20 protein-coding genes and 4 tRNA genes are annotated in these 23115 nt (G+C 55.1%); 11 read left to right on the top strand and 13 right to left on the bottom strand.

Features of this window, described 5'->3' with window-relative positions; all coding sequences use genetic code 11:
• Nucleotides 1-3: 3 nt before the first annotated feature.
• Together gcvP and gcvH are read right to left on the bottom strand one after the other, a co-directional pair.
• A complete protein-coding gene (gene gcvP, locus HALO_RS12705) occupies nucleotides 4-2898 on the bottom strand; it encodes an aminomethyl-transferring glycine dehydrogenase (RefSeq protein ID WP_035579158.1) in 2895 nt (964 codons plus the stop codon).
• An 87-nt stretch (nucleotides 2899-2985) separates the two neighbouring features.
• Nucleotides 2986-3375 (bottom strand): glycine cleavage system protein GcvH, encoded by a 390-nt coding sequence (gcvH, locus tag HALO_RS12700; RefSeq protein WP_035579161.1) that lies wholly within the window; start codon nucleotides 3373-3375, stop codon nucleotides 2986-2988.
• Between the two features lie 391 nt (nucleotides 3376-3766).
• On the opposite strand from gcvH, the gene HALO_RS12695 reads away from it, so the two are divergent.
• On the top strand, nucleotides 3767-5176 hold the full coding sequence (locus tag HALO_RS12695; RefSeq protein ID WP_035579164.1) for an alanine/glycine:cation symporter family protein: 1410 nt from the start codon (nucleotides 3767-3769) through the stop codon (nucleotides 5174-5176).
• A gap of 138 nt (nucleotides 5177-5314) precedes the next feature.
• Nucleotides 5315-6427: a glycine cleavage system aminomethyltransferase GcvT gene (gene gcvT, locus HALO_RS12690; RefSeq protein ID WP_035579167.1), complete on the top strand. Its 1113-nt coding sequence runs from the start codon at nucleotides 5315-5317 to the stop codon at nucleotides 6425-6427.
• Nucleotides 6428-6520: 93 nt separating this feature from the next.
• Here gcvT and HALO_RS12685 read toward each other — a convergent pair whose 3' ends face one another.
• The 3 genes from HALO_RS12685 to HALO_RS12675 all read right to left on the bottom strand — a co-directional run bounded on the left by HALO_RS12685 (nucleotide 6521) and on the right by HALO_RS12675 (nucleotide 9318).
• A complete protein-coding gene (locus tag HALO_RS12685) occupies nucleotides 6521-7501 on the bottom strand; it encodes a LysM peptidoglycan-binding domain-containing protein (RefSeq protein ID WP_331710081.1) in 981 nt (326 codons plus the stop codon).
• Nucleotides 7438-8319 carry an acyltransferase gene (locus HALO_RS12680; RefSeq protein WP_050713498.1) on the bottom strand — a complete coding sequence of 294 codons (882 nt, stop codon included), beginning with the start codon at nucleotides 8317-8319 and terminating at the stop codon, nucleotides 7438-7440. The genes HALO_RS12685 and HALO_RS12680 overlap by 64 nt, the downstream gene beginning before the upstream one ends.
• Nucleotides 8320-8409: 90 nt before the next feature.
• The gene (locus HALO_RS12675) at nucleotides 8410-9318 is read right to left on the bottom strand and encodes a LysR family transcriptional regulator (RefSeq protein WP_035579171.1); all 909 of its coding nucleotides are present in this window, start codon (nucleotides 9316-9318) and stop codon (nucleotides 8410-8412) included.
• Nucleotides 9319-9466: 148 nt separating this feature from the next.
• Between HALO_RS12675 and HALO_RS12670 the strand changes: the two genes are divergently transcribed.
• Both HALO_RS12670 and HALO_RS12665 read left to right on the top strand, forming a co-directional pair.
• Nucleotides 9467-10165 carry a CoA transferase subunit A gene (locus HALO_RS12670; protein WP_035579173.1) on the top strand — a complete coding sequence of 233 codons (699 nt, stop codon included), beginning with the start codon at nucleotides 9467-9469 and terminating at the stop codon, nucleotides 10163-10165.
• 63 nt (nucleotides 10166-10228) lie between these two features.
• Nucleotides 10229-10894 (top strand): CoA transferase subunit B, encoded by a 666-nt coding sequence (locus HALO_RS12665; RefSeq protein ID WP_035579176.1) that lies wholly within the window; start codon nucleotides 10229-10231, stop codon nucleotides 10892-10894.
• A gap of 71 nt (nucleotides 10895-10965) precedes the next feature.
• Here HALO_RS12665 and HALO_RS12660 read toward each other — a convergent pair whose 3' ends face one another.
• Together HALO_RS12660 and HALO_RS12655 are read right to left on the bottom strand one after the other, a co-directional pair.
• On the bottom strand, nucleotides 10966-11733 hold the full coding sequence (locus HALO_RS12660) for a DUF1338 family protein (RefSeq protein ID WP_050713497.1): 768 nt from the start codon (nucleotides 11731-11733) through the stop codon (nucleotides 10966-10968).
• A gap of 104 nt (nucleotides 11734-11837) precedes the next feature.
• On the bottom strand, nucleotides 11838-12101 hold the full coding sequence (locus HALO_RS12655) for a GrxA family glutaredoxin (RefSeq protein WP_035579179.1): 264 nt from the start codon (nucleotides 12099-12101) through the stop codon (nucleotides 11838-11840).
• Between the two features lie 182 nt (nucleotides 12102-12283).
• On the opposite strand from HALO_RS12655, the gene hybE reads away from it, so the two are divergent.
• Together hybE and HALO_RS12645 are read left to right on the top strand one after the other, a co-directional pair.
• Nucleotides 12284-12709, top strand: a complete 426-nt coding sequence (gene hybE / locus HALO_RS12650; protein WP_035579181.1) for a [NiFe]-hydrogenase assembly chaperone HybE — start codon at nucleotides 12284-12286, stop codon at nucleotides 12707-12709.
• A gap of 72 nt (nucleotides 12710-12781) precedes the next feature.
• The gene (locus tag HALO_RS12645) at nucleotides 12782-13555 is read left to right on the top strand and encodes a 3-hydroxybutyrate dehydrogenase (protein ID WP_035579183.1); all 774 of its coding nucleotides are present in this window, start codon (nucleotides 12782-12784) and stop codon (nucleotides 13553-13555) included.
• 60 nt (nucleotides 13556-13615) lie between these two features.
• On the opposite strand, the gene HALO_RS12640 is transcribed toward HALO_RS12645, so the two are convergent.
• Genes HALO_RS12640 through HALO_RS12630 form a run of 3 tightly spaced genes read right to left on the bottom strand, consistent with a single transcriptional unit; the run spans nucleotide 13616 to nucleotide 15893 of the window.
• A complete protein-coding gene (locus HALO_RS12640; RefSeq protein ID WP_035579185.1) occupies nucleotides 13616-14155 on the bottom strand; it encodes a response regulator transcription factor in 540 nt (179 codons plus the stop codon).
• Between the two features lie 42 nt (nucleotides 14156-14197).
• Nucleotides 14198-15469 (bottom strand): ATP-binding protein, encoded by a 1272-nt coding sequence (locus tag HALO_RS12635; protein WP_035579187.1) that lies wholly within the window; start codon nucleotides 15467-15469, stop codon nucleotides 14198-14200.
• Nucleotide 15470: 1 nt separating this feature from the next.
• Nucleotides 15471-15893 carry a hypothetical protein gene (locus HALO_RS12630; protein ID WP_035579188.1) on the bottom strand — a complete coding sequence of 141 codons (423 nt, stop codon included), beginning with the start codon at nucleotides 15891-15893 and terminating at the stop codon, nucleotides 15471-15473.
• Nucleotides 15894-16074: 181 nt separating this feature from the next.
• Between HALO_RS12630 and pyrC the strand changes: the two genes are divergently transcribed.
• On the top strand, nucleotides 16075-17112 hold the full coding sequence (pyrC, locus tag HALO_RS12625; RefSeq protein ID WP_035579190.1) for a dihydroorotase: 1038 nt from the start codon (nucleotides 16075-16077) through the stop codon (nucleotides 17110-17112).
• 57 nt (nucleotides 17113-17169) lie between these two features.
• Here the strand turns inward: pyrC and mtnN are convergent, their stop codons facing one another.
• Complete coding sequence (mtnN, locus tag HALO_RS12620) at nucleotides 17170-17877, bottom strand: 5'-methylthioadenosine/S-adenosylhomocysteine nucleosidase (RefSeq protein ID WP_035579194.1); 708 nt, start codon at nucleotides 17875-17877, stop codon at nucleotides 17170-17172.
• Between the two features lie 44 nt (nucleotides 17878-17921).
• Nucleotides 17922-18788 carry a bifunctional methylenetetrahydrofolate dehydrogenase/methenyltetrahydrofolate cyclohydrolase FolD gene (gene folD / locus HALO_RS12615; protein WP_035579197.1) on the bottom strand — a complete coding sequence of 289 codons (867 nt, stop codon included), beginning with the start codon at nucleotides 18786-18788 and terminating at the stop codon, nucleotides 17922-17924.
• 267 nt (nucleotides 18789-19055) lie between these two features.
• On the opposite strand from folD, the gene HALO_RS12610 reads away from it, so the two are divergent.
• From HALO_RS12610 to HALO_RS12595, 4 genes are all read left to right on the top strand, one after another.
• Nucleotides 19056-19132 (top strand) — tRNA-Pro (locus HALO_RS12610).
• A 94-nt stretch (nucleotides 19133-19226) separates the two neighbouring features.
• Nucleotides 19227-19303: transfer RNA gene (locus HALO_RS12605), tRNA-Arg, on the top strand.
• Nucleotides 19304-19368: 65 nt separating this feature from the next.
• Nucleotides 19369-19443: transfer RNA gene (locus HALO_RS12600), tRNA-His, on the top strand.
• 34 nt (nucleotides 19444-19477) lie between these two features.
• A tRNA-His gene (locus tag HALO_RS12595) sits at nucleotides 19478-19552 on the top strand.
• A 118-nt stretch (nucleotides 19553-19670) separates the two neighbouring features.
• Here HALO_RS12595 and amt read toward each other — a convergent pair.
• Nucleotides 19671-23051 (bottom strand): ammonium transporter, encoded by a 3381-nt coding sequence (gene amt / locus HALO_RS12590; RefSeq protein ID WP_050713496.1) that lies wholly within the window; start codon nucleotides 23049-23051, stop codon nucleotides 19671-19673.
• Nucleotides 23052-23115 lie beyond the last annotated feature (64 nt).

Below are 23115 nucleotides of genomic sequence, written 5' to 3'. Positions count from 1 at the left end.
TGATCAGTCGCGATATTCATCGATGCTCGGGCAAGAGCAGATCAGTTGGCGGTCGCCAAAGACGTTATCGACACGGTTAACGGCTGGCCAGTACTTAGCGGCCTGGACAGCTGCGGTCGGGAAAGCGGCTAACTGACGGTCATAAGGCCGCGGCCAGTCGTTATCCATTAGATCCGCCTGGGTGTGCGGCGCATTGACCAGCGGGTTATTGTCCAGCGGCCATTCACCGCTCTCCACTCGGGCGATCTCTGCCCGGATAGCAATCATCGCATCGCAGAAGCGATCAATTTCATACAGCGACTCCGACTCGGTTGGTTCGATCATTAGCGTGCCCGGCACCGGGAACGACATGGTCGGCGCGTGGAAGCCGTAATCCATCAGGCGTTTGGCAATATCCTCCTCACTAATCCCAGAGGCCGCTTTGAGCGGACGAATATCGATAATGCATTCGTGGGCGACGGTGCCGTTCTGGCCGCGGTAAAGAATCGGGAATGATGCTTCCAGTCGCTTGGCAATGTAGTTGGCATTCAGGATGGCAAGTTCGGTGGCTTCACGCAGCCCCCGCGCGCCCATCATCTTAATGTAGGCCCAGGAGATGGGTAGGATTGAGGCACTGCCAAACGCTGCCGCGGACACTGCGCCGCTATCAGCGTTAACGCCGTTGATCGGTGTCACCACATGATTAGACACATAAGGCGCGAGGTGCGCTTTAACGCCGATAGGCCCCATGCCTGGGCCACCGCCACCGTGGGGAATACAGAACGTTTTATGCAGGTTAAGGTGAGATACATCGCCGCCAAAATCGCCGGGGCGGGTCAAGCCGACCTGAGCGTTCATGTTGGCGCCATCGATATACACCTGGCCACCGTTGTCGTGAACGACCTTGCATGCTTCGCGCACACTGGTTTCAAACACGCCGTGTGTGGACGGGTAGGTCAGCATGATGGCTGAGAGCTGATCGCGATGTTGCTCGGCTTTAGCGCGCAGATCTGCCATATCGATATTGCCGTTTTGGTCGCACTCGACCACCACCACCTTCATCTGAACCATCGCCGCCGAGGCTGGATTGGTGCCGTGGGCGGAACTGGGAATCAAACAGACATCGCGATGGCCTTCACCCTGGGCCGCCTGGTAGCGACGAATCGCTACTAGGCCAGCGTATTCCCCCTGAGCGCCGGAGTTGGGCTGCATCGAGAGATGATCATAGCCGGTGACTTCGACCAGGAAGGCCGAGAGCTCGTCGATCATTTGCTGATAGCCAGCAACCTGGTCGCGGGGCGCGAAGGGGTGCAGATGCGCAAACGAAGGCCAGGAGACCGGGATCATTTCGCTGGTGGCGTTAAGCTTCATGGTGCAGGAGCCAAGCGGGATCATCGCATGGGCAAGCGACAGATCCTTATTTTCCAGACGCTTTAAGTAGCGCAGCATTTCGGTTTCGCTGCGGTAGCGGTTAAAGGTAGGGTGGCTCAAAAAGTCGCTTTCGCGCTGGCAGGCAGCGGGAATGCCTAAAGCGCCGTCAGCCACTACCTGCTCGTCCAGCACTGCGATGGAAAGGCCGTGCTCATCGCCCAGTAGAACGTCAAACAGCGCTGCCACATCGTGGGCGGTGGTGGTTTCATCCAGGCTGATGCCCACATCGCCATTGGCGAAGTAGTGCAGGTTAATATCGTGGGTCATGGCGCGGCCATGAATCTTGCCTGCGTCAACGCCGGTCAAGCGCAGCGTATCAAACCAGCTGTCATGGGCGAGCGTTACGCCTGCCTGCTTAAGGCCCTCGGCAAGCAGCGTGGCTAGGCGGTGAACGCGACCGGCAATTTTGCGCAGCCCTTCAGCGCCGTGATAAGTAGCGTAGAAGCCTGCGATATTGGCCAGCAGCGCCTGGGCAGTACAGATGTTGGAGGTCGCTTTTTCGCGGCGGATATGCTGCTCGCGAGTCTGCATTGCCATGCGCAGGGCGGTATTGCCGCGGCTATCTTTTGATACGCCGATGATACGCCCAGGAATCGAACGCTTGAGCTTGTCGGAAGTCGCAAAGAACGCCGCATGGGGGCCGCCAAAGCCCATGGGTACACCAAAGCGTTGGGAGTTGCCGACGACAATGTCAGCGCCCAGTTTGCCGGGTTCTTTAAGCAGCACCAGGCTTAAAAGATCGCTGGCCACACAGGTCATGATATTGCGTTCAGCCGCGGCGCTTAATAGCGGTGCCAGCTCGCGCACTTCACCACTGGCAGAGGGGTACTGGACAAGTGCCCCAAATACATCGTGCTTCGCCAACTCTTCAGCCGGGCCGGTGATTAGCTCAAAACCAAAAAACTCGGCGCGGGTTTTAACCACGTCTAGGGTTTGCGGGAAAACGTCGTCGGCGACGAAGAAAGCGTTGGATTTACTTTTTTTATTGCCACGCTTGCACAGGGCCATGGCTTCGGCGGCAGCGGTGGCTTCGTCGAGCAGTGAAGCGTTTGCCAGCTCCATGCCGGTTAGATCCATCACTACCTGCTGAAAGTTCAGCAGGCCTTCTAAGCGGCCTTGCGAAATCTCCGGTTGGTAAGGCGTATAAGCCGTATACCAGCCTGGATTTTCCAGCACGTTACGCTGAATCACCGCGGGCATATGGGTGCCATAGTAGCCCTGACCAATATAACTTTTGGCTACCCGGTTTTGCCGCGCTAGCTGCGCCAAGTAATCAAGTGCCTCGGCTTCGCTACGTGGCTCATCGAGCGCTAGCTCGCGGTTAAGGCGGATATCGCTCGGCACGGTCTGTTCTATCAGATCTTCCATGTGCTGCATGTTGAGCGCTTTTAACATGGTGGCCACGTCATCTTGACTTGGACCATTATGACGTTTGATAAAAGCATCGTGATCGGCCAGCTCGGCCAGACGGCGTGTTTCAAAAGACATGAAGAAGATTCCGGACGTTAAGAGAGAACCGTGCAGGAGCAAACAGCGCAAAGCCTGCCGTTAAGGGCAGGCTCAAGAATGCAAAACTTACTCGTCGGCGCTTAGCGTTGCTTGATAGGCGTCTGCGTCTAGCAGGCCATCAAGGGCGTCGCCTTCTAAGCGCACTTTCATGATCCAACCACCTTCGTAAGGCGCTTCATTGACTGTTTCAGGGGCGTCTTCAAGGGCTTCATTGACTTCGACGACTTCGCCCACCACTGGCGAGTAGAGATCAGAGGCGGCTTTGACCGATTCGATAACGCCAAACTCTTGACCTTTGCTCAGCGCGGTACCCACTTCGGGCAGCTCTACAAACACAACATCACCTAGCGCCTGCTGGGCGTGATCAGTAATGCCCACGGTAACGGTGCCGTCTTGATTATCAAGCACCCACTCGTGGCTTTCAGCGTAACGAAGATTGGCAGGAAGATTGCTCATGATGTTTTCCTATATGAAACAGTTTTCTGGACTCGAGCATACTAGCGGTTGTCGATCGCCTTGGCGACTAGTCACTGGTGCTGGCCAAGCGAATAAGCAAGCATGTTAACGTGTTTCCAATCGGAAACAAATTTCTCCGTTGCTTCTTTTGGGACGCCATGGCTTGCACCACAGCGTAATCTGTTGAGGTGCTTTTGCGCAGCAAATGGGTTATGAAAAAAGCGGTATCCTCTATGCACAAGCGACATCACCCTAGATGCTTGCTAAGTTTATGGTGTAAAACATTCAAATCGTGCGCTAACCAACAATAGCGACGTTAGGGCTAGCCCGTAATCGCAACAAGCCAATAATACACACCAATATTGCATACCAACAAAGTGAGGAGATGGACATGGAAGCATTAACTAGCCTCTTGGGGGCGATCAACGGCGTGGTCTGGGGGCCCGTCATGTTGGTTCTGCTGCTCGGTGTGGGGATTTACCTGCAGCTTGGCTTGAAACTGATGCCGATTAGAAAGCTCGGCATGGGTTTCAAGCTAATGTGGGCGGGACGTGATGCTAAGCCGGGTGTGGGTAAAGCGGCGCCGGCTAAAGAGGGTGACGAAGGGGAAATATCCCCCTTTGATGCTTTGATGACCGCACTCTCGGCGACCATCGGCACCGGTAATATTGCCGGTGTCGCCACGGCCATTGCGTTAGGTGGCCCTGGCGCTGTGTTTTGGATGTGGATTACCGCGCTGGTGGGGATGGCAACAAAATTTGCCGAAGCGGTGCTGGCGGTACGTTACCGTGAAACTGATAGCACCGGTTTCCACGTGGGCGGGCCGATGTTCTACATCAAAAATGGCCTGGGTAAAAAATGGCTATGGTTGGGCGGATTATTCGCTTTCTTTGGTGCCGTGGCAGCGTTCGGCATTGGTAATACCGTCCAGTCCAATTCCGTTGCTGATGCCATGGACGCCACCTTCGGTGTGCCGCACTGGCTAACGGGCGTGATCATTATGGTGTTGGCGGGCGCGGTGATTCTGGGCGGCATCAAGCGCATCGCTAAAGTGGCGGGTAAGCTGGTGCCTATTATGGGCATTGCCTATGTAGTGGCTGGCCTGCTGGTCTTGATCATCAATGCCGGGCAGATCGGTGAGGCCTTTGGCTTAATCTTCTACTACGCCTTTAACCCCATGGCGGCAGCCGGTGGTTTTGCCGGGGCAGCGGTTATGGCGGCGATTCGTTTTGGTGTAGCACGCGGTATCTTCTCTAATGAGGCGGGTTTGGGTAGCGCGCCTATCGCTCACGCGGCGGCCAAAACCAAAAACCCGGTGCGTCAGGGCTTGATCGCGATGCTGGGTACCTTTATCGATACCATCGTTGTGTGCACGATTACCGCACTGGTGATTTTGACCTCCACGGTATGGATCGAAGGCGAAGCCGGGGCGTCGCTCACCGCGCTCTCGTTCGATGCAGCGCTGCCAGGTTTTGGTAATCAGATCGTGGCGGTTGCGTTAGCCATTTTTGCCTTTACCACCATCCTGGGCTGGTCATTTTACGGTGAGAAGTGCTGCCAGTTCCTGTTTGGCACCCGCTCAATTATGATCTATCGGGTGCTGTTCGTGCTGGCTATCCCATTGGGCGCTATCGCGCAACTGGGCTTTATCTGGCTGATGGCGGATACCTTCAATGCCATGATGGCGATCCCTAACCTGATTGCCTTGGCACTGCTTTCGCCGGTAGTCTTTAAGCTAACCAAGGACTATTTCGACGGCAAAGACGTATTGCCGGGTGAAGAGCTGGATCACGATCAATAAATACCGCAGCGCGTTAATCGGCGCTATAGGTGGACGTGAATAACAGTAGAGTCGGGAAGGCACTAATCAGGTGGCTTCCCGTCTTATTTTTGAACGAACAGTTTTTAAGTCAGCAATTTTAAGTGAGGAAAGCCCCCCATGTCCGAATTAAAGCAAACGCCGCTGCACGCGCTGCACCTTAAGCTGGGCGCCAAAATGGTCCCTTTTGCAGGCTACGATATGCCGGTTCAGTATCCGCTGGGGGTCAAAAAAGAGCACGAGCACACCCGTCAAAAGTGCGGCCTGTTTGATGTCTCCCATATGGGGCAGATTAGCGTTTCCGGTGACAACACGGCCGAAGCCCTAGAAACCCTGATACCCGCTGATTTAGTGGGGCTTGAAAAGGGCGCCCAGCGTTACGGGCTTTTCACCAATTCCGAAGGTGGCATCATTGACGACCTGATGGTGGTCAACGCAGGCGATCACTTCTATTTGGTGGTGAACGCCGCCTGCAAAGATCAGGATTTGGCGCACCTGCGTCTTAATTTGGCATCAAGCCACACGATTGAGCCGCTAGATCGCGGCTTGCTGGCGCTGCAGGGGCCTCAGGCGCGTGAGGTGATGCAACGGCTTTGCCCTGCAGCCTGCGAGCTGGTGTTTATGCAGCATGGCCGCTTTACCATTGCTGGGCAGGAAGTGTGGGTGAGCCGCAGTGGCTATACCGGTGAAGATGGTTTTGAGATTTCAGTCGCCGCCGATGGCTGTGAAGCCTTCGCCGAGCAGCTGCTAGCCGAGCCCGAAGTAGAGGCCATTGGCCTGGGCGCGCGGGACTCGTTGCGGCTAGAGGCCGGTTTATGCCTCTACGGCCACGATATGGATGAGCAAACCACGCCAGTCGAAGCGGGGTTGATCTGGGCGATAGGCAAGCCGCGTCGCCGCGACGGTGATCGGCCAGGAGGTTTTCCAGGCGCTGACGTGATTCTTCATCAGGTCGATGCCAAAGATCACACCCGCAAGCGTGTTGGGCTATTAGCTGAAGGCCGAGCGCCGGTCCGCGAGGGTGCACCCCTGGTAGATGAAGCAGGCAATGAGATTGGGATTGTGACCTCCGGCAGTTTTGGCCCCAGTGTCGGCAAACCAGTGGCGATGGGCTATGTCAGTCGTGAACTGGAAACGCCGCAAAGTGCTGTGTCCGCGGTAGTGCGCGGTAAGCAGTTACCCATGGTGGTAACCCCCATGCCATTTGTAAAACCTGGCTACTATCGCGGCTAGAAGCGTGTCCCTATACCTGCGGCCCCCGCATAGCTAGGGCCGCTGTTATATAAAGTACAGCATTACGAAGGACAGCGTTATCAACCGAGTGTTTTAGCGCAGTACCTGTTTGGGATCGATGGGTTTACCGCCTTGGCGTAGGTCAAAGAGTAGATCATAGCGTTGTGTGGAACTGCTTTGACCTACCTCGCACAGCGGATCTCCTGCGCTCACCTGCTTGCCTACCTCGACCAAAATGCGCTCGCAAAGGGCGTATACGGTCTGTAAGTTATCGGCATGATGCACAATCACCACTTCACCTAACTGGCGCATGCCATCGGCAAAGCGTACCTCGCCGGGGGCGACGGATTTAGCCTGAGCACCGGCTTGAGTAGCCAGCAGCATGGGTTGCAGAGTGCCCCGGCTGTCCGGTCCAAAGCGGCGAACCACGCGATAATCATCCAGCGGCCAGGGCCAGCGCCTGGCGGAAGAGGGCAGTGCCTGGCTGGGCGCACTACTGGTGGGCGCGGCGGCGGGCTTGTTAGCGCTTGATGAACCACTGCTACTCGCCGCCTGCCGTTGCGATGAGCTGCGCGGCGCAGAACCGCCAAGAGGCAGGCTGACCACTTGACCGATTCTCAAGCTAGTGGGCGAGGCGCTAGGATTGGCGCTCTGAATGCGGCCACTGGTAGTGCCAAAATGTCGGGCGATGCTCGAGAACGTATCACCAGGACGGATTTGATAGCGGTAGGGGCCACCTGAAGGTGCCCGCTCCTGCTGGGTAGGAATTAATAGACGTTGCCCAATTTCCAGGCGCCGCGTATCGGCACCTGGGTTAAAGCGCTCCAAGCGTTCCAGTGGCACGTTAGCCCGAGCCGCCAGCTTACCCAGCGTGTCACCACGCTGTACCTGTMCCCAATCGCCACTAATCTGGCTGGCGCTTGGGGATGCCGCTCGTTGGGATGACGATGGAGGRGCACTGGCGCAGCCGGTCAGTAATCCCGCTAACAACCAGGCCGTTAGCCAGCCGGTTAGTCGTGATCGGTGCGGCTGTCCAGCATGCCATCTTTTTCCAACCAGAGTGAATTGATCCATGTGTGGAAGCGTTCCTTATGCTGCTTTTCTTCGTGGTTATCTGGTGCGTACATCCACTCAGGAATGCTGAGTTGCCGTGCCTGCAACGTAACGGGCGCTTCCTTGCCGCACAAAAAACCCCAAAATGTCGGCGAGGGGTTGGCGTAGCTGATCGTCACATCCAGGATACCATCCAATTGGTTCCCTAGCAGACTAAGTACCTGGGCAACGCCGCCCGCCTTGGGGCGAAGTAAGTGGCGGTAGGGGCTTTGCTGGGCGTCGCGCTTGGCAACTGAGAAGCGGGTGCCCTCGACAAAATTAAAAATCGCAATGGGCGAAAGGCGCGCCTGCTGACACATCCGTTCAGTAGCGGCACGATCAATGCTGGCCAGTTTAGGATTTTTAGCGATTTGCTCGCGGCTAAAGCGGCGCATAAAGGGAAACTCTAGTGCCCAAAAAGCCAGCCCCACAATGGGAATCCAGATTAATTGACGCTTTAGGAAAAAGCGTGGCATAGGGATGCGCCGATGCAGCGCCATTAGTAGCATAAAAATATCGGTCCAGCTGCGATGGTTGGAGATTACCAGCCACCACTGCTGCGGGCTCAAGKGGTCGGGTACGCTGGCGTGGAGCACTGGCTTCAGCCAGTGGCGCATCCACCATAGGTTTACCCCTATCCAGTTCAGCGCGACGCCATTCAGCCCCTGCAGCACGAACTGTTTCAGCCGTTGCCCTGGGGCAATGACTTTAAGTAGCGTCAGGAGAATGAGAGGTACGCCCCAGAACAGCGTGTTGAGCGTTAGCAGCAGTGCGCTAACTAGCCCCTTTAAAATAGGCATACCGTGTTTCCTTACCGTCAGACCCATAGCGTAATACTGAATGCTAAATGATCCTAGCCACGCTGCCCAGCAGAAACCCTGTGTATCTCATCAACTTAGTATGAAACTAGTCGAGAGCGAGGGCGCTTGAACGGTATCAAGCAGTACGGTGCGTAGTGCATGTGCGGCGACGGAAAGTTCTTGGTGGGTCAAAATGCCGACTCGGCAGGAAATGGCGGGCGCCGTTAGTGGTATGCAGCGGGCGCCCAGTTCGTGCATTTGGCGAATACACATGGAAGGTACCGCGCTGACGCCCAGGCCGTCGGCCACCATCCTACCCACGGTGGAGAGCTGGTGGCTCTCAAAGGCCACCGTTAGCTCCATCTGCTGCTTACCCAGCTCCTGCTCCAGTAAACGCCGCACCATAGAGGGGCGCTGCAGGGTAATGAAATCGTGGTTGAGCAGGGTCGTCCAGTCGAGCTGGGTGGCCTGGATTAACCCAGATCCAGGCGGCACAACGGCCACAAAATGATCCTCAAATAGCGGCGTAAACAGCAGGCTGCCAGTACCTTCGGGTGAAAAAGCGATCCCCATTTCGACCTGACGGGAGCGCACCATGGCGGTGACCTCCTCATTGATCACATCGTGAACGGTAATGTTGATCTTGGGATACTGCTGGCGAAATTTAACCAGCGCTGCAGGGAGCAGGTTGCAGGCAAACGCGGGCATCGCCGCGACGCTGAGTCGCCCTAATTGAAGGGTGAAGCGTTGGCGCAGACGCTCCTCGGTATTGTCCCACTGGGCCAGCAGATGTTTGGCTAGCGGTAGCAGTGACTCGCCTTCTGGGGTTAATCTGACGCTACGGGTGCTACGAATCAGCAGTTTGCCACCCAGGGACTCCTCCAGGCCCTTAATCGCCAGGCTGAGTGCCGGTTGAGAGAGGTGCAGCCGCTCGCAGGCTTGGGTAAAACTGAGGGTTTGGGCGACCGCCAGAAAGGCGCGTAGCTGTTTGACGGTCATAAAGTGCCTTTTATAAGTTTTAAAAATAAATTGATAAGAAAAACAAACTTAACAAATATATCATCTCGCACAACACTGGCACTATCGTAAGATTCAGTTCACGTATCACCTACAACACGTATTACCTACAACAATGTGAGGTACCACAATGGCAGGATTCGATAAGCGTGTAGCTTCCTACGAAGAGGCAATGGAAGGCATCGAGAGCGGTATGACCGTAATCGCTGGTGGCTTCGGTCTTTGCGGTATTCCCGAAAACCTGATTGCCGAAATCAAACGCCGCGGTGTCAATGATCTCACCGTGGTGTCCAATAACTGCGGTGTCGATGGCTTTGGCTTGGGGATACTGCTTGAAGATCGTCAAATCAGTAAGATTCTGGCCTCTTATGTAGGTGAAAATGCCTTATTTGAGAAGCAGATGCTCAACGATGAAATTGAGGTGGTGCTAACGCCGCAAGGTACGCTAGCTGAAAAAATGCGCGCGGGCGGCGCGGGCATTCCCGCTTTTTACACCGCCACTGGCTACGGCACGCCGATTGGTGACGGCAAAGAGGTTCGCGAGTTTAACGGGCGTCACTGTATTTTAGAGGAAGCCATTGTCGGTGACTTCGCCATAGTAAAAGGCTGGAAGGCGGATCGCTATGGCAATGTGATGTATCGCCATACGGCCCAAAATTTTAACCCCATGGCCGCCACCGCGGGAAAAATCACCGTGGTGGAAGTTGAAGAAATCGTTGAGCCGGGTGAGCTTGAGCCTAGCCAGATCCATACCCCAGGCATTTATGTGGATCGGATTATTCAAGGCACGTTTGAAAAGCGGATTGAAAAACGCACGGTGCGCAGTTAACGCACCACGGCTTCAAACGTCTCATTCGCTTCTCATTTAACGATTTAGTAAGAGGAAATCACCATGGCTTTAACACGAGAACAGATGGCTCAGCGTGTCGCCCGCGAACTTCAAGATGGTTTTTACGTTAACTTGGGCATTGGCATTCCTACCCTGGTTGCCAACTACATCCCGGATGGCATTGATGTCATGCTGCAATCCGAAAACGGGCTGCTGGGGATGGGTCGTTATCCCAGCGAAGAAGAACTCGATTCAGATATGATTAATGCGGGTAAAGAGACCGTCACAGCCCGTCCCGGAGCAGCGATTTTTTCTTCAGCAGAATCGTTTGCCATGATTCGCGGCGGTCATGTCGATCTCACTGTGCTGGGTGCTTTTGAGGTGGATCAGCAGGGCAATATCGCCTCATGGATGATTCCCGGTAAATTGATCAAAGGCATGGGCGGCGCCATGGACTTGGTTGCCGGTGCTGAAAACATTATTTGTACCATGACGCACGCCTCCAAGCATGGCGAGTCCAAACTGTTGGAAAAATGCGAACTGCCGCTAACCGGCGCAGGCTGCATTAACCGCGTCTTGACGGATCTCGCCTATCTTGAAATCAAAGACGGTGCCTTTATTCTCAAGGAGCGCGCCCCGGGCGTAAGCGTTGAGGAGATCGTCGAGAAAACGGCGGGCAAGTTAATTGTGCCTGACAATGTTCCTGAAATGACGTTTGATGCCGAATAAGCCCCTCCTCTATTGGCGTAGCGCTTGAATAGGCAGCTCTGTGAGACGCTAGCGTTTTTGTCGCTAGCGTCTTATGCCATCTCGCAGCGCGTGTGGTGGGGTAGCAAGACATCGGCAATACGCTCGTGGTTATCTTCAACGTGTTTTTGGACTAATGCCAGGCCGCCCAGGCAGAGACGGTGTTCATCACCATCGGCGAACACCATTTTTTGCGGCGTAGTGGGGTAGAAGCGGTGATCAAGCAGTGAAGATACTGTAAAAACGCCGTTCTGCTGCCCCTGTAGGCTGGGCATGCCTACCTCGTTGAGGCGTTGATCCAAGACTGCCAAGGGTTCGCCAAGCTGGCCACAATCAAAGCCGGCGTGATGCAGGCGGGGACCCATGACGGCTATCCAGGCAGCCAAGGGGTGCGCTTGCTGCAGCTGTTGATAAAGCGCCCAGCTAGGCATTGGCCAAGGGCGACCCCGGCAGAGTAAGTTATGGCCCTTGCAATCCTGGGGATGCGATTGCCGTACGAGTCCTTCGATGGCTTCCCGTGGCGCCTTGGATAATGTGCCAATTTGCAGTTCTGCCAGCACCAGCCAGCTACCGCCGTCACTCGGCGCGAGTAAATGCACCAGCAAACCCTTGTCAGCCATGGCGTAGTGGCCGATAGCGCGGTAACCCATATGGGCTAAGTTGCCGCTGACTGCGGTGGCGGCAAAGGGGCCGTAATTAAGCGTGACTAAGGTTAGATATTCGGCTGCGGTTGCTAGTGGCCACAGCCGAAGAGCGCCGACATCGGGATGGGTATGTACATAGTMAAGCCACAGCTGCTGAACAAACTCCTGACGCTGCATGGTGAACTCCTTGCCCAAGGTGGCACACCTAGCGTGAGCCATTTAATAACTGCTAAGTATAGGCAAGCGAGATAAGCAAGGGTTCAACGGGTATTAACGAGCGGTTAAACGGCAAGCAACTGCTGGTCGCGCACAAACTGATCAAATTCAGTAAAGCCGCCCACATGGGCTTGATCGACAAACACCTGCGGCACTGTGTGAATGGGTTTGCCTGCCGTTTTGGCGATATCTTCCTTAGTTACGCCTTCTGAAGGCATATCGACATAGCGATAACCCTCAATTTTGCCGACTTTTTCCAAGTGCTCGGCAAGTTGTTTTGCACGCACACAGAAGGGGCATGACATTCGACCAAAAATAACCACAAACATAGCTGGCGCTCCTTTACGATAAGCAGATTAAGTTACCAAGTGGGCAGTAACTGAGTGGAAAATAGCCGTTGGCTAAGCGATAAATTTGCGCCCATTGTGGCTGAGCAGAGCACGTTTCGCCAATAGCAGCTCGCTACATGAACCATTAATGCCCGTTATCATCTGGAAAAACGAACAAGTCTATGCAAATGCTTACCACTGACGAATACACTTTCCTTACTGCACTGGCGAAGGCGTACCGCGATGTCCACTTACCCGCCATTAAACAAAGGAGTGGCTGGAACCCGCGTTTAGGGGTTGATGCGCTATGCTTTCAGCATCATGGCGCTGAGCATAGGGTGGGGGCGTTGATTACGCCTTGTGAGCTGTGGTTAGTCTTGTTACCTGATCAATCGCTGCTTACTGAGCCTTTGGCGGATACGCTAACGCTCTCGCTACCGTCAGGTGCCTATAAAGTATCCCTAGAGCGTTTGCCAGGCGGTTATAAGCTCTATAAGCGCGCCATTTTGCATGATTTGGGCGAACTTGAGAGCATGCAGGAGGCTGCAAGGCTGGCACAGCAAATGATGGCGCGTTTAATGCAACCTGCCAAAGAGCTCAACGCCTAAGTGTAGGCAGCTATACTGACAGGGTTTCTACAGACAGTACCTTCCATCTACGTAGTGAAAAAGGAATGGCCTATGACTTCCCAAGCCGTTACAACGCCGCGAGTTGCGCTAGTCACCGGTACCAGCAGTGGCATCGGTGCCGCCGTGGTTAAGCACTTTTGCGAACTGGGCCATCAAGTGCTCGCCGTCGACTTTAATCCGGCGGGTAAGGCGATCGCAGAAAAAGCCGGAGCGGCTTTTTTTGAAGCTGACCTAACCGACCCTGATGCCTGCCGTGCGGCGGTGGCCGATGCGGTTAAGCGTTTTGGCGGCGTAGATATCTTGGTCAATAATGCTGGGATTCAGCATGTTGCTTCAATCGAGACCTTCCCTGAAGAGAAGTGGCGTCAAATCATCGATCTGATGCTGACGGCGCCTTTCTTGCTGACCCAGGCGGCATGGCCGCATATGCGTGAAAAAGGCTGGGGGCGAGTTGTTAACGTGGCCTCGATACATGCCCAAGTGGCTTCGCCGGGTAAAGCGGCGTATATCAGTGCCAAGCACGGTATGATCGGTTTGACCAAAACGGCGGCGCTGGAGGGCGGTGAGCAAGGCATTACTGCTAATGCCGTGTGTCCTGCCTATGTTAAAACCCCGCTGGTGGACAACCAAATCGCCGACCAAGCTAAATTGCACGGTATGGATGAGCAGGAAGTGATCGAAAAGGTCATGCTCAAACAGGCGGCGATCAAGCGCTTGATCGAGCCTGAAGAAGTGGCGCAGTTAGTCGCTTACCTGGCATCTGACGCTGCCGGCGCCGTGACCGGATCGAGCTTTAATATCGATTTAGGCTGGACGGCACATTAAGTCATCAGCCTGGCCTCGCCAATGACCTTGTGTGGTTGGCGAGATGGCTTTTTTCAGGCTTTAACGACGTACGGGGCGTTTTTGTAATTTGCGCTGAAGGGTGCGGCGGTGCATGCCCAGCGCCCGTGCGGTGGCAGATATATTGCCATCATGCTCCTGCAGCACTTTCTGAATATGCTCCCAGGTGATGCGGTTAATCGAGGGCGGGTTGTCAGCGAGCTCAATATCCGGGTCGCCAGTTTGGCGCTCAAAAGCGATTAAAACATCATCGGCATCCACCGGTTTACACAAGTAATTAACCGCGCCAAGTTTCATTGCCTCAACGGCTGTGGCAATGCTTGAGTAGCCCGTTAGCACCACAATGCGACACTGGGGTACGGTGGCAAGCAGCTCGGGAAGCAGCTTTAAGCCTGAGCTGTTTTCCAGCTTTAAATCAAGGGTCGCCATGGCAGGTGAATACTGCGCTGCCAGGGTCAGAGCCTGCTCTGCATCGTGGGCAACGATGACGTCGTAACCACGGCGCGTTAGGGCACGATTCAGCACATGGCAAAACATTTCATCGTCATCAATGATCAGCAGGCGTTGCTCTCGCGTTTGCATGTTGTCCTCAATCCTTACTGGCGGTGCTTGGGGCGGGCGCGTCTAATTGGGTGCCGCGCAGCGAGGCAGCGTAACTTCTGTTAGCGTACCCCCTTCCGGGTGATTATACAGGCTAACACCGCCACCAAAGCGATTGATGGTGGCATGGGTTAAAAACAAGCCGATACCCATGCCCTTGCTTTTAGTCGAAATAAACGTCTCACCCAACTGATCGGCAATTGACATGGCAACGCCTGGGCCGTGATCTCTAATATCGATCACCACGCTCTCCCCCTGCCAGTCTAAGCGAATAGCAATGTGCTCTGGGTTGGCGTCAGCGGCGTTGTTGAGCAAATTGGTCAACGCTTGGTCGAGGGTGGCGTCGACAGCAAGCCAGGGCCTGCCGCGCTTCTCCGCCACATCGAATTGATGGCTCACATCCGGGCGAAGCACCAGCCAGCGCTGCGCAACGCCTGCTAGCCACACTTCCGCGTCGAGTACCTCGGGTTCGGCCATGCGTCGCCGATCAGCGTTAGAAACCAAATTTTGCAGGCGTGATTTGCATACGTCTACCTGCTGGCGCAATAAGTTAATGTCCTGATCAAGCACCGAATCGGCGGGGGCGTCAGCCTGCATTTCTTTGAGAAGGACAGCCATAGTAGACAATGGGGTGCCCAGTTCATGGGCGGTGCCTGCGGCTTGTGTAGCCACCGCTAGCACTTGCTCATTACGTAGGGCGGCTTCCCTCGTGCGGGAGAGCGCTTGATCACGGCTACGCAGCGCGTGCGCCATTTTATAAATAAAGAACGTCACCAGGCCCGCAGAGAGACCAAAGTTAAGCCACATGCCTAATATATGCAGGCTTAGGGGGCTGTCACTGTTGATATGGCCCAGCTGAGGGATGGGGTGATAGGAAAACATTAAAAAGGTGTAACCCGCCATGGAGCAGGCGGCAATGATCCAGGCATGGCGCCAGGGCAGTGTGGCGGCAGCGATGGTAACCGGCACCAGATAGTAGGTAATAAAGGGGTTGGTAGAGCCACCCGAGAAGTAGAACAGCAGCGTCAAGCCGGTAATGTCGGCTAGTAAGTGTAACAAGTACTCAAGATGCGTCACCGCGCGGGGGCGGCCCAGGCGCCACCAGGTGGCGATATTGAGTACGCCCATGGAAATGACCACACTCACCACGGCCGTCACTGGCAAGTCGAAAGCAAGTAGTTCAACGCCGACCACAATGGCCAGTAAAAAACCAGTCCAGGTGATGCCGCGCACAATCGTTAGCCGCACCAAGTTGCGGTTAGGCGTAGACAGCGGAAGGGGGAGGGCGGTCGGCATGTTAGGCTTGCTTCTTCTTGGCTTTAAAGCCATGAATGACAAATTTAATTAAGAGGGTCATGACGTAGGTTGTCCAGCCTGCAGACGCCAAAATATTGAACAGCAACATTTTAGGTGGTAACCAAGCACCACCCAGTAAAGCGTCAATCATTATGTGGAAGAACATCGCCAGCAGCAGCGGCAAAGCCAGGGTGTGGATCCACATATCGGTGCGACGTTTGCGGATATGGTAGCGGCGCAGCAAATAACGCAAGGGCCGATGAGCCCAGCAGAAAACCACCAAAGCACCAATCACCAGTAAACTGGCGAGAGTGGGTTCGGTACTGCCGATATGAACGGAGAGCGAAATCGACCAAGCGAGGCTTAGCCACATCAATCCTTCCAGGCTGGCAATAATGTCCGCATAGCGCCGCACGTTCTGCATAAACAACCGAATCCTTAGCGTCAAAAACTAGTGGTGTGACCTGGGTCTTAGAACAGCGCCGTAATGATACGACACTTGGGCATAGGTGTGGACGCATGAGTAGCGGATTTATCCCCTCGCACAATTGCGTATACTGTGCGCACTGCATTTTACCCGATTTAACACCACTACAGGACTTGCCGTGGACACTGTGACACTGACCCGCCCCGACGATTGGCACCTTCACTTGCGCGATGGTGAGGCGCTAAAAGCAGTCGTCGGCCATACCGCTGCGCAGATGGGGCGGGCGATCATTATGCCCAATCTCACTCCGCCGATTACCACGACGGCCCAGGCGCTTGAATACCGACAGCGGATTCTCGCAGCCTTGCCCGCGGGCAGTGCCTTCGAACCCTTAATGGTGCTCTATCTGACCGATACAACACCACCCGAAGAGATTGAGCGTGCGGCGCAAAGTGGCATTGTTAAAGCGGTGAAGCTTTATCCTGCTGGGGCAACCACTAATTCTGACTCTGGGGTAACCGATTTGGCGCATTGTGACGCCACTATCAAGATGATGGCTAAGGTCGGTATGCCTCTCTTGGTGCACGGTGAGGTCACCCATGCCGAGATCGATATTTTTGATCGCGAAGCGGTGTTTATTGAAACCGTGATGAAACCGTTGTTGGAGCGTCACCCGACGCTGAAAGTAGTGTGTGAGCATATTACCACCCAGCAGGCCGCTGAGTTTGTTGCCCAGGCACCGGATAACGTGGCCGCCACCATTACCGCCCATCACTTGCTGTTTAACCGTAACAAGATGCTGGTAGGGGGTATTCGTCCTCACTACTACTGTCTGCCGATTCTAAAGCGTGAGCAGCATCGCCAGGCGCTGCTAAAAGCAGCCACCAGCGGCAGCCACAAATTCTTTTTGGGCACCGATAGCGCGCCCCACTCCCAGGGTGCTAAAGAGTCAAGCTGCGGTTGTGCCGGTGCCTATACCGCTCCCGCGGCCATTGAGCTTTACACCGCCGCTTTCGATGAAATGGATGCTTTGGATAAGCTGGAAGCCTTTGCCAGTCTTAATGGGCCGCGCTTTTATGGGCTATCGCCTAATCCCGACACCATTACGCTGGAGCGCCGCGCGTGGACGTTGCCGGAAAGCTACGCTTACGCCCAGGGGGAAACAATTATTCCCCTACTGGCGGGGGAGTCGCTGGGCTGGGCGATTAAGTCTTAGGGAGATGGCTGCCGTCGACGCTTTAACCGTCGACGGCATCAAGCGTTTAGCGCCCTGTTAGACGTTACCGAGCTGCTTTAGCATTTGATCCACCATGCGTGACGAGTGGTCAGCAGCCACCTCCAGAAACTCATCGAAGGAGAGGTGGTTGTCGCCACTGCCGGGAATGTCAGAGAGCGCGCGGATAACCACGAAAGGGCACTGGTAGAGGTGGCACGTTTGGGCAATGGCGGCGCCCTCCATCTCTACCGCCAGCATGCTGGGGAACAGGGCGCGGGTCGCGTCTACCCGGGCAGGGTCGGACATAAAGGCGTCGCCAGTGGCAATCAAGCCTTCGCGCACTTGGACTTCGCCTAACGAGGCGATGGCGTTACGCGCGACTTCTCGCAGCGCTGTGTCGGCTAAATAGGCGGCGGGCATCCCTGGCACTTGGCCTATTTCATACCCAAACACCACGGCGTCAACGTCATGGTGACGCACTTCATCTGAAATAATTACATCGCCAATGTTTAAATCGGTGGCAAAGCCTCCGGCTGAACCGGTGTTGATAATAGCGTCGGGCTGGTGGCGCTCTAATAGAATAGCCGTGCCCACCGCGGCATTGACTTTGCCAATCCCTGACTGCAGCACAATGACTTCGAGGCCGTAACGCATGCCGGTATGAAAGACAAAACCGGCGTGCTCATAGCGTTGGGGGGCGTCCAACTGACCCACCAGGGTGCTCACTTCCTGCGCCATTGCGCCAATAATACCAATACGCTTCACTGCGCCATGCTCCTAGATAAATGATTTGATAATGCCGGAATTGGCTATGCCTGTTGGGCTAAATCGTGCTGCTCAGCGGCTTCCAGGGTATTTTCCAGCAGCGTTGCCACCGTCATCGGCCCCACACCACCCGGTACCGGGGTGATAAAGCTGGCGCGTTCGGCAGCAGCAGCAAAGTCGAGGTCGCCTTTTAGCGTGCCATCTTCTTGGCGATTGATACCCACGTCGATCACGATAGCGCCCGGCTTAATCCACTCACTTTTGACGATGCCGGGCTTACCGACAGCCACAATCAAAATATCGGCGCGGCCTACGTGGGCTTCAAGATTTTGGGTAAAGCGGTGACAGACGGTAGTGGTACAGCCTGCCAGCATCAGTTCCAGCGCCATGGGGCGGCCTACGATGTTAGAGGCGCCTACGACGGTAGCGTCTAAGCCACGTAGCGCAATATCGCTCTGTGCCAGCAGGGTCATGATGCCTTTCGGCGTGCAAGGGCGTAGGGCGGGCATACGCTGCGCTAGACGGCCAATGTTGTAAGGGTGAAAGCCATCGACGTCTTTGCCAGGAAGAATACGCTCTAAAATAGGCTCTGCATCCAGGTGCTTGGGCAGCGGCAATTGAACCAAGATGCCATCCACGGCAGGATCGCTGTTGAGCTGGTCAACCAGGGCTTCCAGCTCATGCTGTGAGGTCGTGGCGGGCAGGGCATGCTGAAAGGAAAGAATACCTGCCTGTTCGCAGGCGCGGTGCTTGTTACTGACATACACTTGAGAGGCGGGATCGTCCCCGACCACAACCACGGCTAGTCCCGGTGCCCGCCCGCCGGCTTGACGGCGTGCAGCGATCTTTTCGGCAACCTGTTGGCGGACAGTAGCAGCGATGGCTTTGCCATCGATTAGTTGGGCGGTCATGTAATGGAATCCCTGTGGATGTTAAAAGAGCTAAGGCTAGGTCTTAAGAGCCATGTCTGAAAGCTAGCGGCGTTCGCTAACACTTCAGACAAAAACTGGTACCAAGCGCTCATACAGCAGCGCGTAGAGATGCTAATTTTCGCACGCTGGGGCATCCAGGCAAAGCGCCTTCACTAACAATCACTTTAATGGTTGACTTTAAAATTAAAAATAGTAATATATGCCTCGCTTGAGACGGGCCATGCGGTAGCGTCTAGAGTGAGAAATCGGGATGTAGCGCAGTCTGGTAGCGCGCCTGCTTTGGGAGCAGGATGTCGGGGGTTCGAATCCCTCCATCCCGACCACACTTAACTAGCGCGAAAGGTAGCAGTTTGCTTTTCCAAGCTTTGGTTGTGGTCTAGTGCTCATCAGTATTCGTTTCTTCCGAATTCTTTATGTGCGCCCATAGCTCAACCGGATAGAGCAACGGCCTTCTAAGCCGTAGGTTGCGGGTTCGATTCCTGCTGGGCGTGCCACCTAATTCAGTGGTAACAACCTGTCAGAATCATCTCTTCAAGCATGTTTCGCAAGTTTGTCTATGGTGGGTGTAGCTCAGGGGTAGAGCCCCGGATTGTGACTCCGGTGGTCGTGGGTTCAAATCCCATCATCCACCCCAGTGACAATATTTGCGTTTCCAGTTTTAGGTTGTGGTGGGTGTAGCTCAGKGGTAGAGCCCCGGATTGTGACTCCGGTGGTCGTGGGTTCAAGTCCCATCATCCACCCCATTAGCCGGTATATCCTCCAGTATTTATCCTAGCCTATTTTAGTGACTGCCTTCCTTCTCTTAGAGACGATGCCCATCTTGGGTTTTTTTGCGTTTCTGGCATTTAGATTTCCCTGCCGCTAGCGTGGCATCACCTTAATGCGGTGGTTCGCCATATGGGTGAGTGGTTCAGGTCTGCCGAGTAAATTCCCCTGTGCGTAGTCGATGCCCATTTGGTGCAGCGTGTCCAGCGTTGCTTGGGTCTCCACAAATTCAGCAATTGTCTGAATCGCCAACGCCTTGCCAACGGCATGAATCGCCTCAACCATTGCCCGGTCAATGGGGTCCTGATGCACATTGCGGATAAAGCTACCGTCAATTTTTAGATAATCGACGGGCAACTGCTTTAGGTAGCTAAAAGAGGAGACGCCGGTGCCAAAGTCATCCAGTGCAAAGCGGCAGCCATACTCTTTCAGGGTGACAATTAATTCACTGACATTGGAGAGTTGGGCAATAGCGGTGCTTTCGGTAATTTCAAAACACAGCGTGCCGTGGGGTAGCTCTGCCTTGGCAACTTGGCTAATAAGGTCCTGGCAAAAATCAGCATCAGAAAGCGAATCGCCCGAAAGATTGATACCCCACAGGCTATGTGACGGCAGTGCTGCGTGGCGGTTTTGATCCCCTAGCCAGGCCAGGGTGTTACGGATAACCCAGCGGTCAATACGCACCATAAAGTGATATCGCTCAGCGGCGGGGAGAAAGCTACCCGGCGCGATGACCTCTCCCTGCTCTTCGAGGCGGAGCAGAATTTCGCGGTAGCCAGGGCTGTCGGCACAAACGGCTGTAATGGGTTGGGCGAAAAGGCGGAAAGCGTCGTTATCCAAGCCATTTTGCAGGCGTTGTGCCCACTGAAGTTCGCCGTGCTTTTCCAGTAACGAATGATCGTCAGGCTGATAGCAGTGGATGCGATTACGGCCGGTCTCTTTTGCGACGTAGCACGCTGCATCAGAAGCGTGGAGTGCCTGGCTCAACTGCATGGGCTGAGCAGGGTTTAATTCAACMAAGCCAATGCTCACACCGATACCAAAGGTGTGTCCCTGCCAGGCAAAACGGTACTGTTCGATATCGCAGCGCAGCGCTTCTGCAATTGTCAAAGCGCGCTCTAAAGTGCAATCAGGTAGCAACAAAGCAAATTCATCGCCACCCAGGCGTGCGGCGATATCGCTGCTGCGCACGTGGCCTTTTAATTTTAACGCGACCTGGCGCAGCAGTTCGTCTCCCGCGAGATGGCCGCAGCTGTCATTGACGATTTTGAATTGATCAAGATCCAGGTAGCACAGCACATGTTGACCATCGTCGCGGTTGAGTAGCGCGGTGAGCGCTGATTCGAAGGCGCGGCGATTGAGCAGGTCGGTTAGGTTATCGTGGCTGACCTGATAGCTGAGCTGTTCGGTCAGTTGGCGAGTGAGGCTGACATCCTGAAAAACGACCACTGCGCCGAGGGTAATGCCGCTGCGTGAACGTATCGGTGAGGCGCTGTGTTGGATGGGAGTGCGCGCGTGCTCACGATTAACCAGCAGGCAGTGTTCGGTGGAGTGTACCGAGGTTAGTTGGGTGAGCACTTGCCTGGCTGGATTGCTTAGCGGCTCACCGCTGGCTTCTTCGCGTAATTGGTACACCAGATAGATGGGCTTATCCATGGCCTCTTCGGGTGTCCATCCAGTTAAACGCGTAGCCTCGGTATTGATAAACGTCACGTTGCCACTGGCGTCGCAGGTAATCACGCCATCCCCGATAGAGGCCAGCGTGGTGCGGGCTAGATCCCGCTCGCGGTTTAGCTGCTCTTGTAACTGTTTACGCTCGGTGATATCGCGCACCATGCCCGAGCGTTCTGATGCGGAGCCGCTGGCACCCTCGCTCACCTGTATTTCCAGATAGCGCACCTGCATATCTGTAGAGCGTCGTTTGATTTCATGGCGCTCCCCAGGAATAAGGGAGCGCCCCGGCAATAGCTGCGTAACAGGTTGGCCAATAAGTTGTAAGGCCTCTACCTCAAAGAGTTGCTCAGCGCCGGGGTTGAGGCTTGTCAGGGTGCCGTCTGCCTGCCAGGTAATCACACCGTCGCGCAGATTGCGCAGCATGACGCGGGTATGCCCAACGGCGCGTTCAAGGGCGGCGGTGACGCGATTATAGCTCGCCGCTATTTCGCCCACTTCGGTGAACGGGTCGGCGTCAATTCGCTGGCGCATATCGCCCTGCTGTTCATGCTGACGCATATGCTCAAGCAGTTGGTTCAACTCATTCTTAGCGCCATGTTCGGCGAGGTTAAGGCCCATCTTTTCTGCTTCAGGTGAGACGCGAATGGGTAAGAAGCGCCGGGTAATACGAAACAGCAGCCAGGCGCTGCCAAAGCTCCAGACACCGCATACCACAACGCCCAGCAGCTGGGCGCCAAACTGAGCTGCTCGAGACAGGCCGCTATCCAGCAGCGTTAAGTCAGCCACCCAAGGCAGGGCTAGCGTCCCCCATATGCCCGCTACGAGGTGTGAGGGTATGGCGCTGACGGCATCATCAATATGCTTGCTTAGCAGCCATTCACTGGTCAGCACCATCAGGACGCCGCTAACTGCACCCAGCCCAAATGCCGCCGATAAAGAGATCACGTGAGCGCTGGCGGTGACGGCAACCAAGCCCGCAATGGCGCCATTAATCGCATACATCACGTCCGCGTAGCGCCGCGTTCTTAGGCCCATTAACATGCCCGAAAGAATGCCGCCAACGGCGCCCAAAACAGTATTGGCTATTATGCCGGGTATTTGCGCGGTAACCGCCAGGGTGCTGCCGCCGTTAAAACCAAACCAGCCTAAAATCATAAACAGCGCGCCGAGCATGGCGAGGGGGAGGTTGCCAGAGGGAAAGGCGGTAGGTGGTTTGCCATGGGTGAAGCGCCCAGTGCGTGGGCCAATACAGAGTACGGCTGCCAGCGCTACCCAGCCGCCCACGCTATGCACCACCGTCGAGCCCGCAAAATCGACAAACCCAAGCGACCCTAGCCAGCCCTTTGCGCCGCCCAAAAGCCCGCCCCATGCCCAATGGCCAAATACCGGGTAGATCAGTAGGGCGATCCAGAGAGCCGTCCATGTGTAGGCTAAAAAGGGCATGCGTTCTGCCACCGAGCCCGACACAATGGTCGCGGCGGTAGCACAAAACATTGCCTGGAAAATAAAAACGGTAATCACCCAGCTACTGGAAGCTTCTAGCTGCCAACCAAACAGCGTCGTACCGATTAAGCCGTGGTGGGCGTCGCCAAACATGATGCCAAAGCCGACTAACCAAAAAACACTGACGGCAATGGCAAAGTCCGCTACGTTTTTCATAGCGACGTTGATAGCGTTCTTGGTGCGCGTAGTACCCGCCTCTAGGCAGAGAAAGCCAGCTTGCATCACAAATACCAGAGCAGCGGCCCATAGCACCCAGAGTGTGTCGAGCAGCGAGCTATGCAAATCTAGCGTGGCAGGCATGATGTTTTCCTTAGCAACTTTTGGTGCACATGCGCTTCTTTTTGGTGCTTTATTGGATTTGCGC

The organism is Halomonas sp. R57-5, assembly GCF_900070345.1.
Classification (GTDB): Bacteria; Pseudomonadota; Gammaproteobacteria; order Pseudomonadales; family Halomonadaceae; genus Vreelandella; species Vreelandella ventosae_B.
The sequence above is the reverse complement of the archived record's forward strand: the minus strand, read 5'-3'. Positions and strand labels throughout refer to the sequence as shown.

Coding starts and splice junctions, on each gene's coding strand:
- HALO_RS12630 (WP_035579188.1), bottom strand. CDS start 15,893: ATGCAGAACGTGCGGCGCTATGCGGACATTATTGCCAGCCTGGAAGGA.
- HALO_RS12665 (WP_035579176.1), top strand. CDS start 10,229: ATGGCTTTAACACGAGAACAGATGGCTCAGCGTGTCGCCCGCGAACTT.
- HALO_RS12640 (WP_035579185.1), bottom strand. CDS start 14,155: ATGCAAACGCGAGAGCAACGCCTGCTGATCATTGATGACGATGAAATG.
- gcvP (WP_035579158.1), bottom strand. CDS start 2,898: ATGTCTTTTGAAACACGCCGTCTGGCCGAGCTGGCCGATCACGATGCT.
- HALO_RS12645 (WP_035579183.1), top strand. CDS start 12,782: ATGACTTCCCAAGCCGTTACAACGCCGCGAGTTGCGCTAGTCACCGGT.
- HALO_RS12695 (WP_035579164.1), top strand. CDS start 3,767: ATGGAAGCATTAACTAGCCTCTTGGGGGCGATCAACGGCGTGGTCTGG.
- hybE (WP_035579181.1), top strand. CDS start 12,284: ATGCAAATGCTTACCACTGACGAATACACTTTCCTTACTGCACTGGCG.
- gcvH (WP_035579161.1), bottom strand. CDS start 3,375: ATGAGCAATCTTCCTGCCAATCTTCGTTACGCTGAAAGCCACGAGTGG.
- HALO_RS12655 (WP_035579179.1), bottom strand. CDS start 12,101: ATGTTTGTGGTTATTTTTGGTCGAATGTCATGCCCCTTCTGTGTGCGT.
- HALO_RS12635 (WP_035579187.1), bottom strand. CDS start 15,469: ATGCCGACCGCCCTCCCCCTTCCGCTGTCTACGCCTAACCGCAACTTG.
- gcvT (WP_035579167.1), top strand. CDS start 5,315: ATGTCCGAATTAAAGCAAACGCCGCTGCACGCGCTGCACCTTAAGCTG.
- HALO_RS12675 (WP_035579171.1), bottom strand. CDS start 9,318: ATGACCGTCAAACAGCTACGCGCCTTTCTGGCGGTCGCCCAAACCCTC.
- folD (WP_035579197.1), bottom strand. CDS start 18,788: ATGACCGCCCAACTAATCGATGGCAAAGCCATCGCTGCTACTGTCCGC.
- HALO_RS12670 (WP_035579173.1), top strand. CDS start 9,467: ATGGCAGGATTCGATAAGCGTGTAGCTTCCTACGAAGAGGCAATGGAA.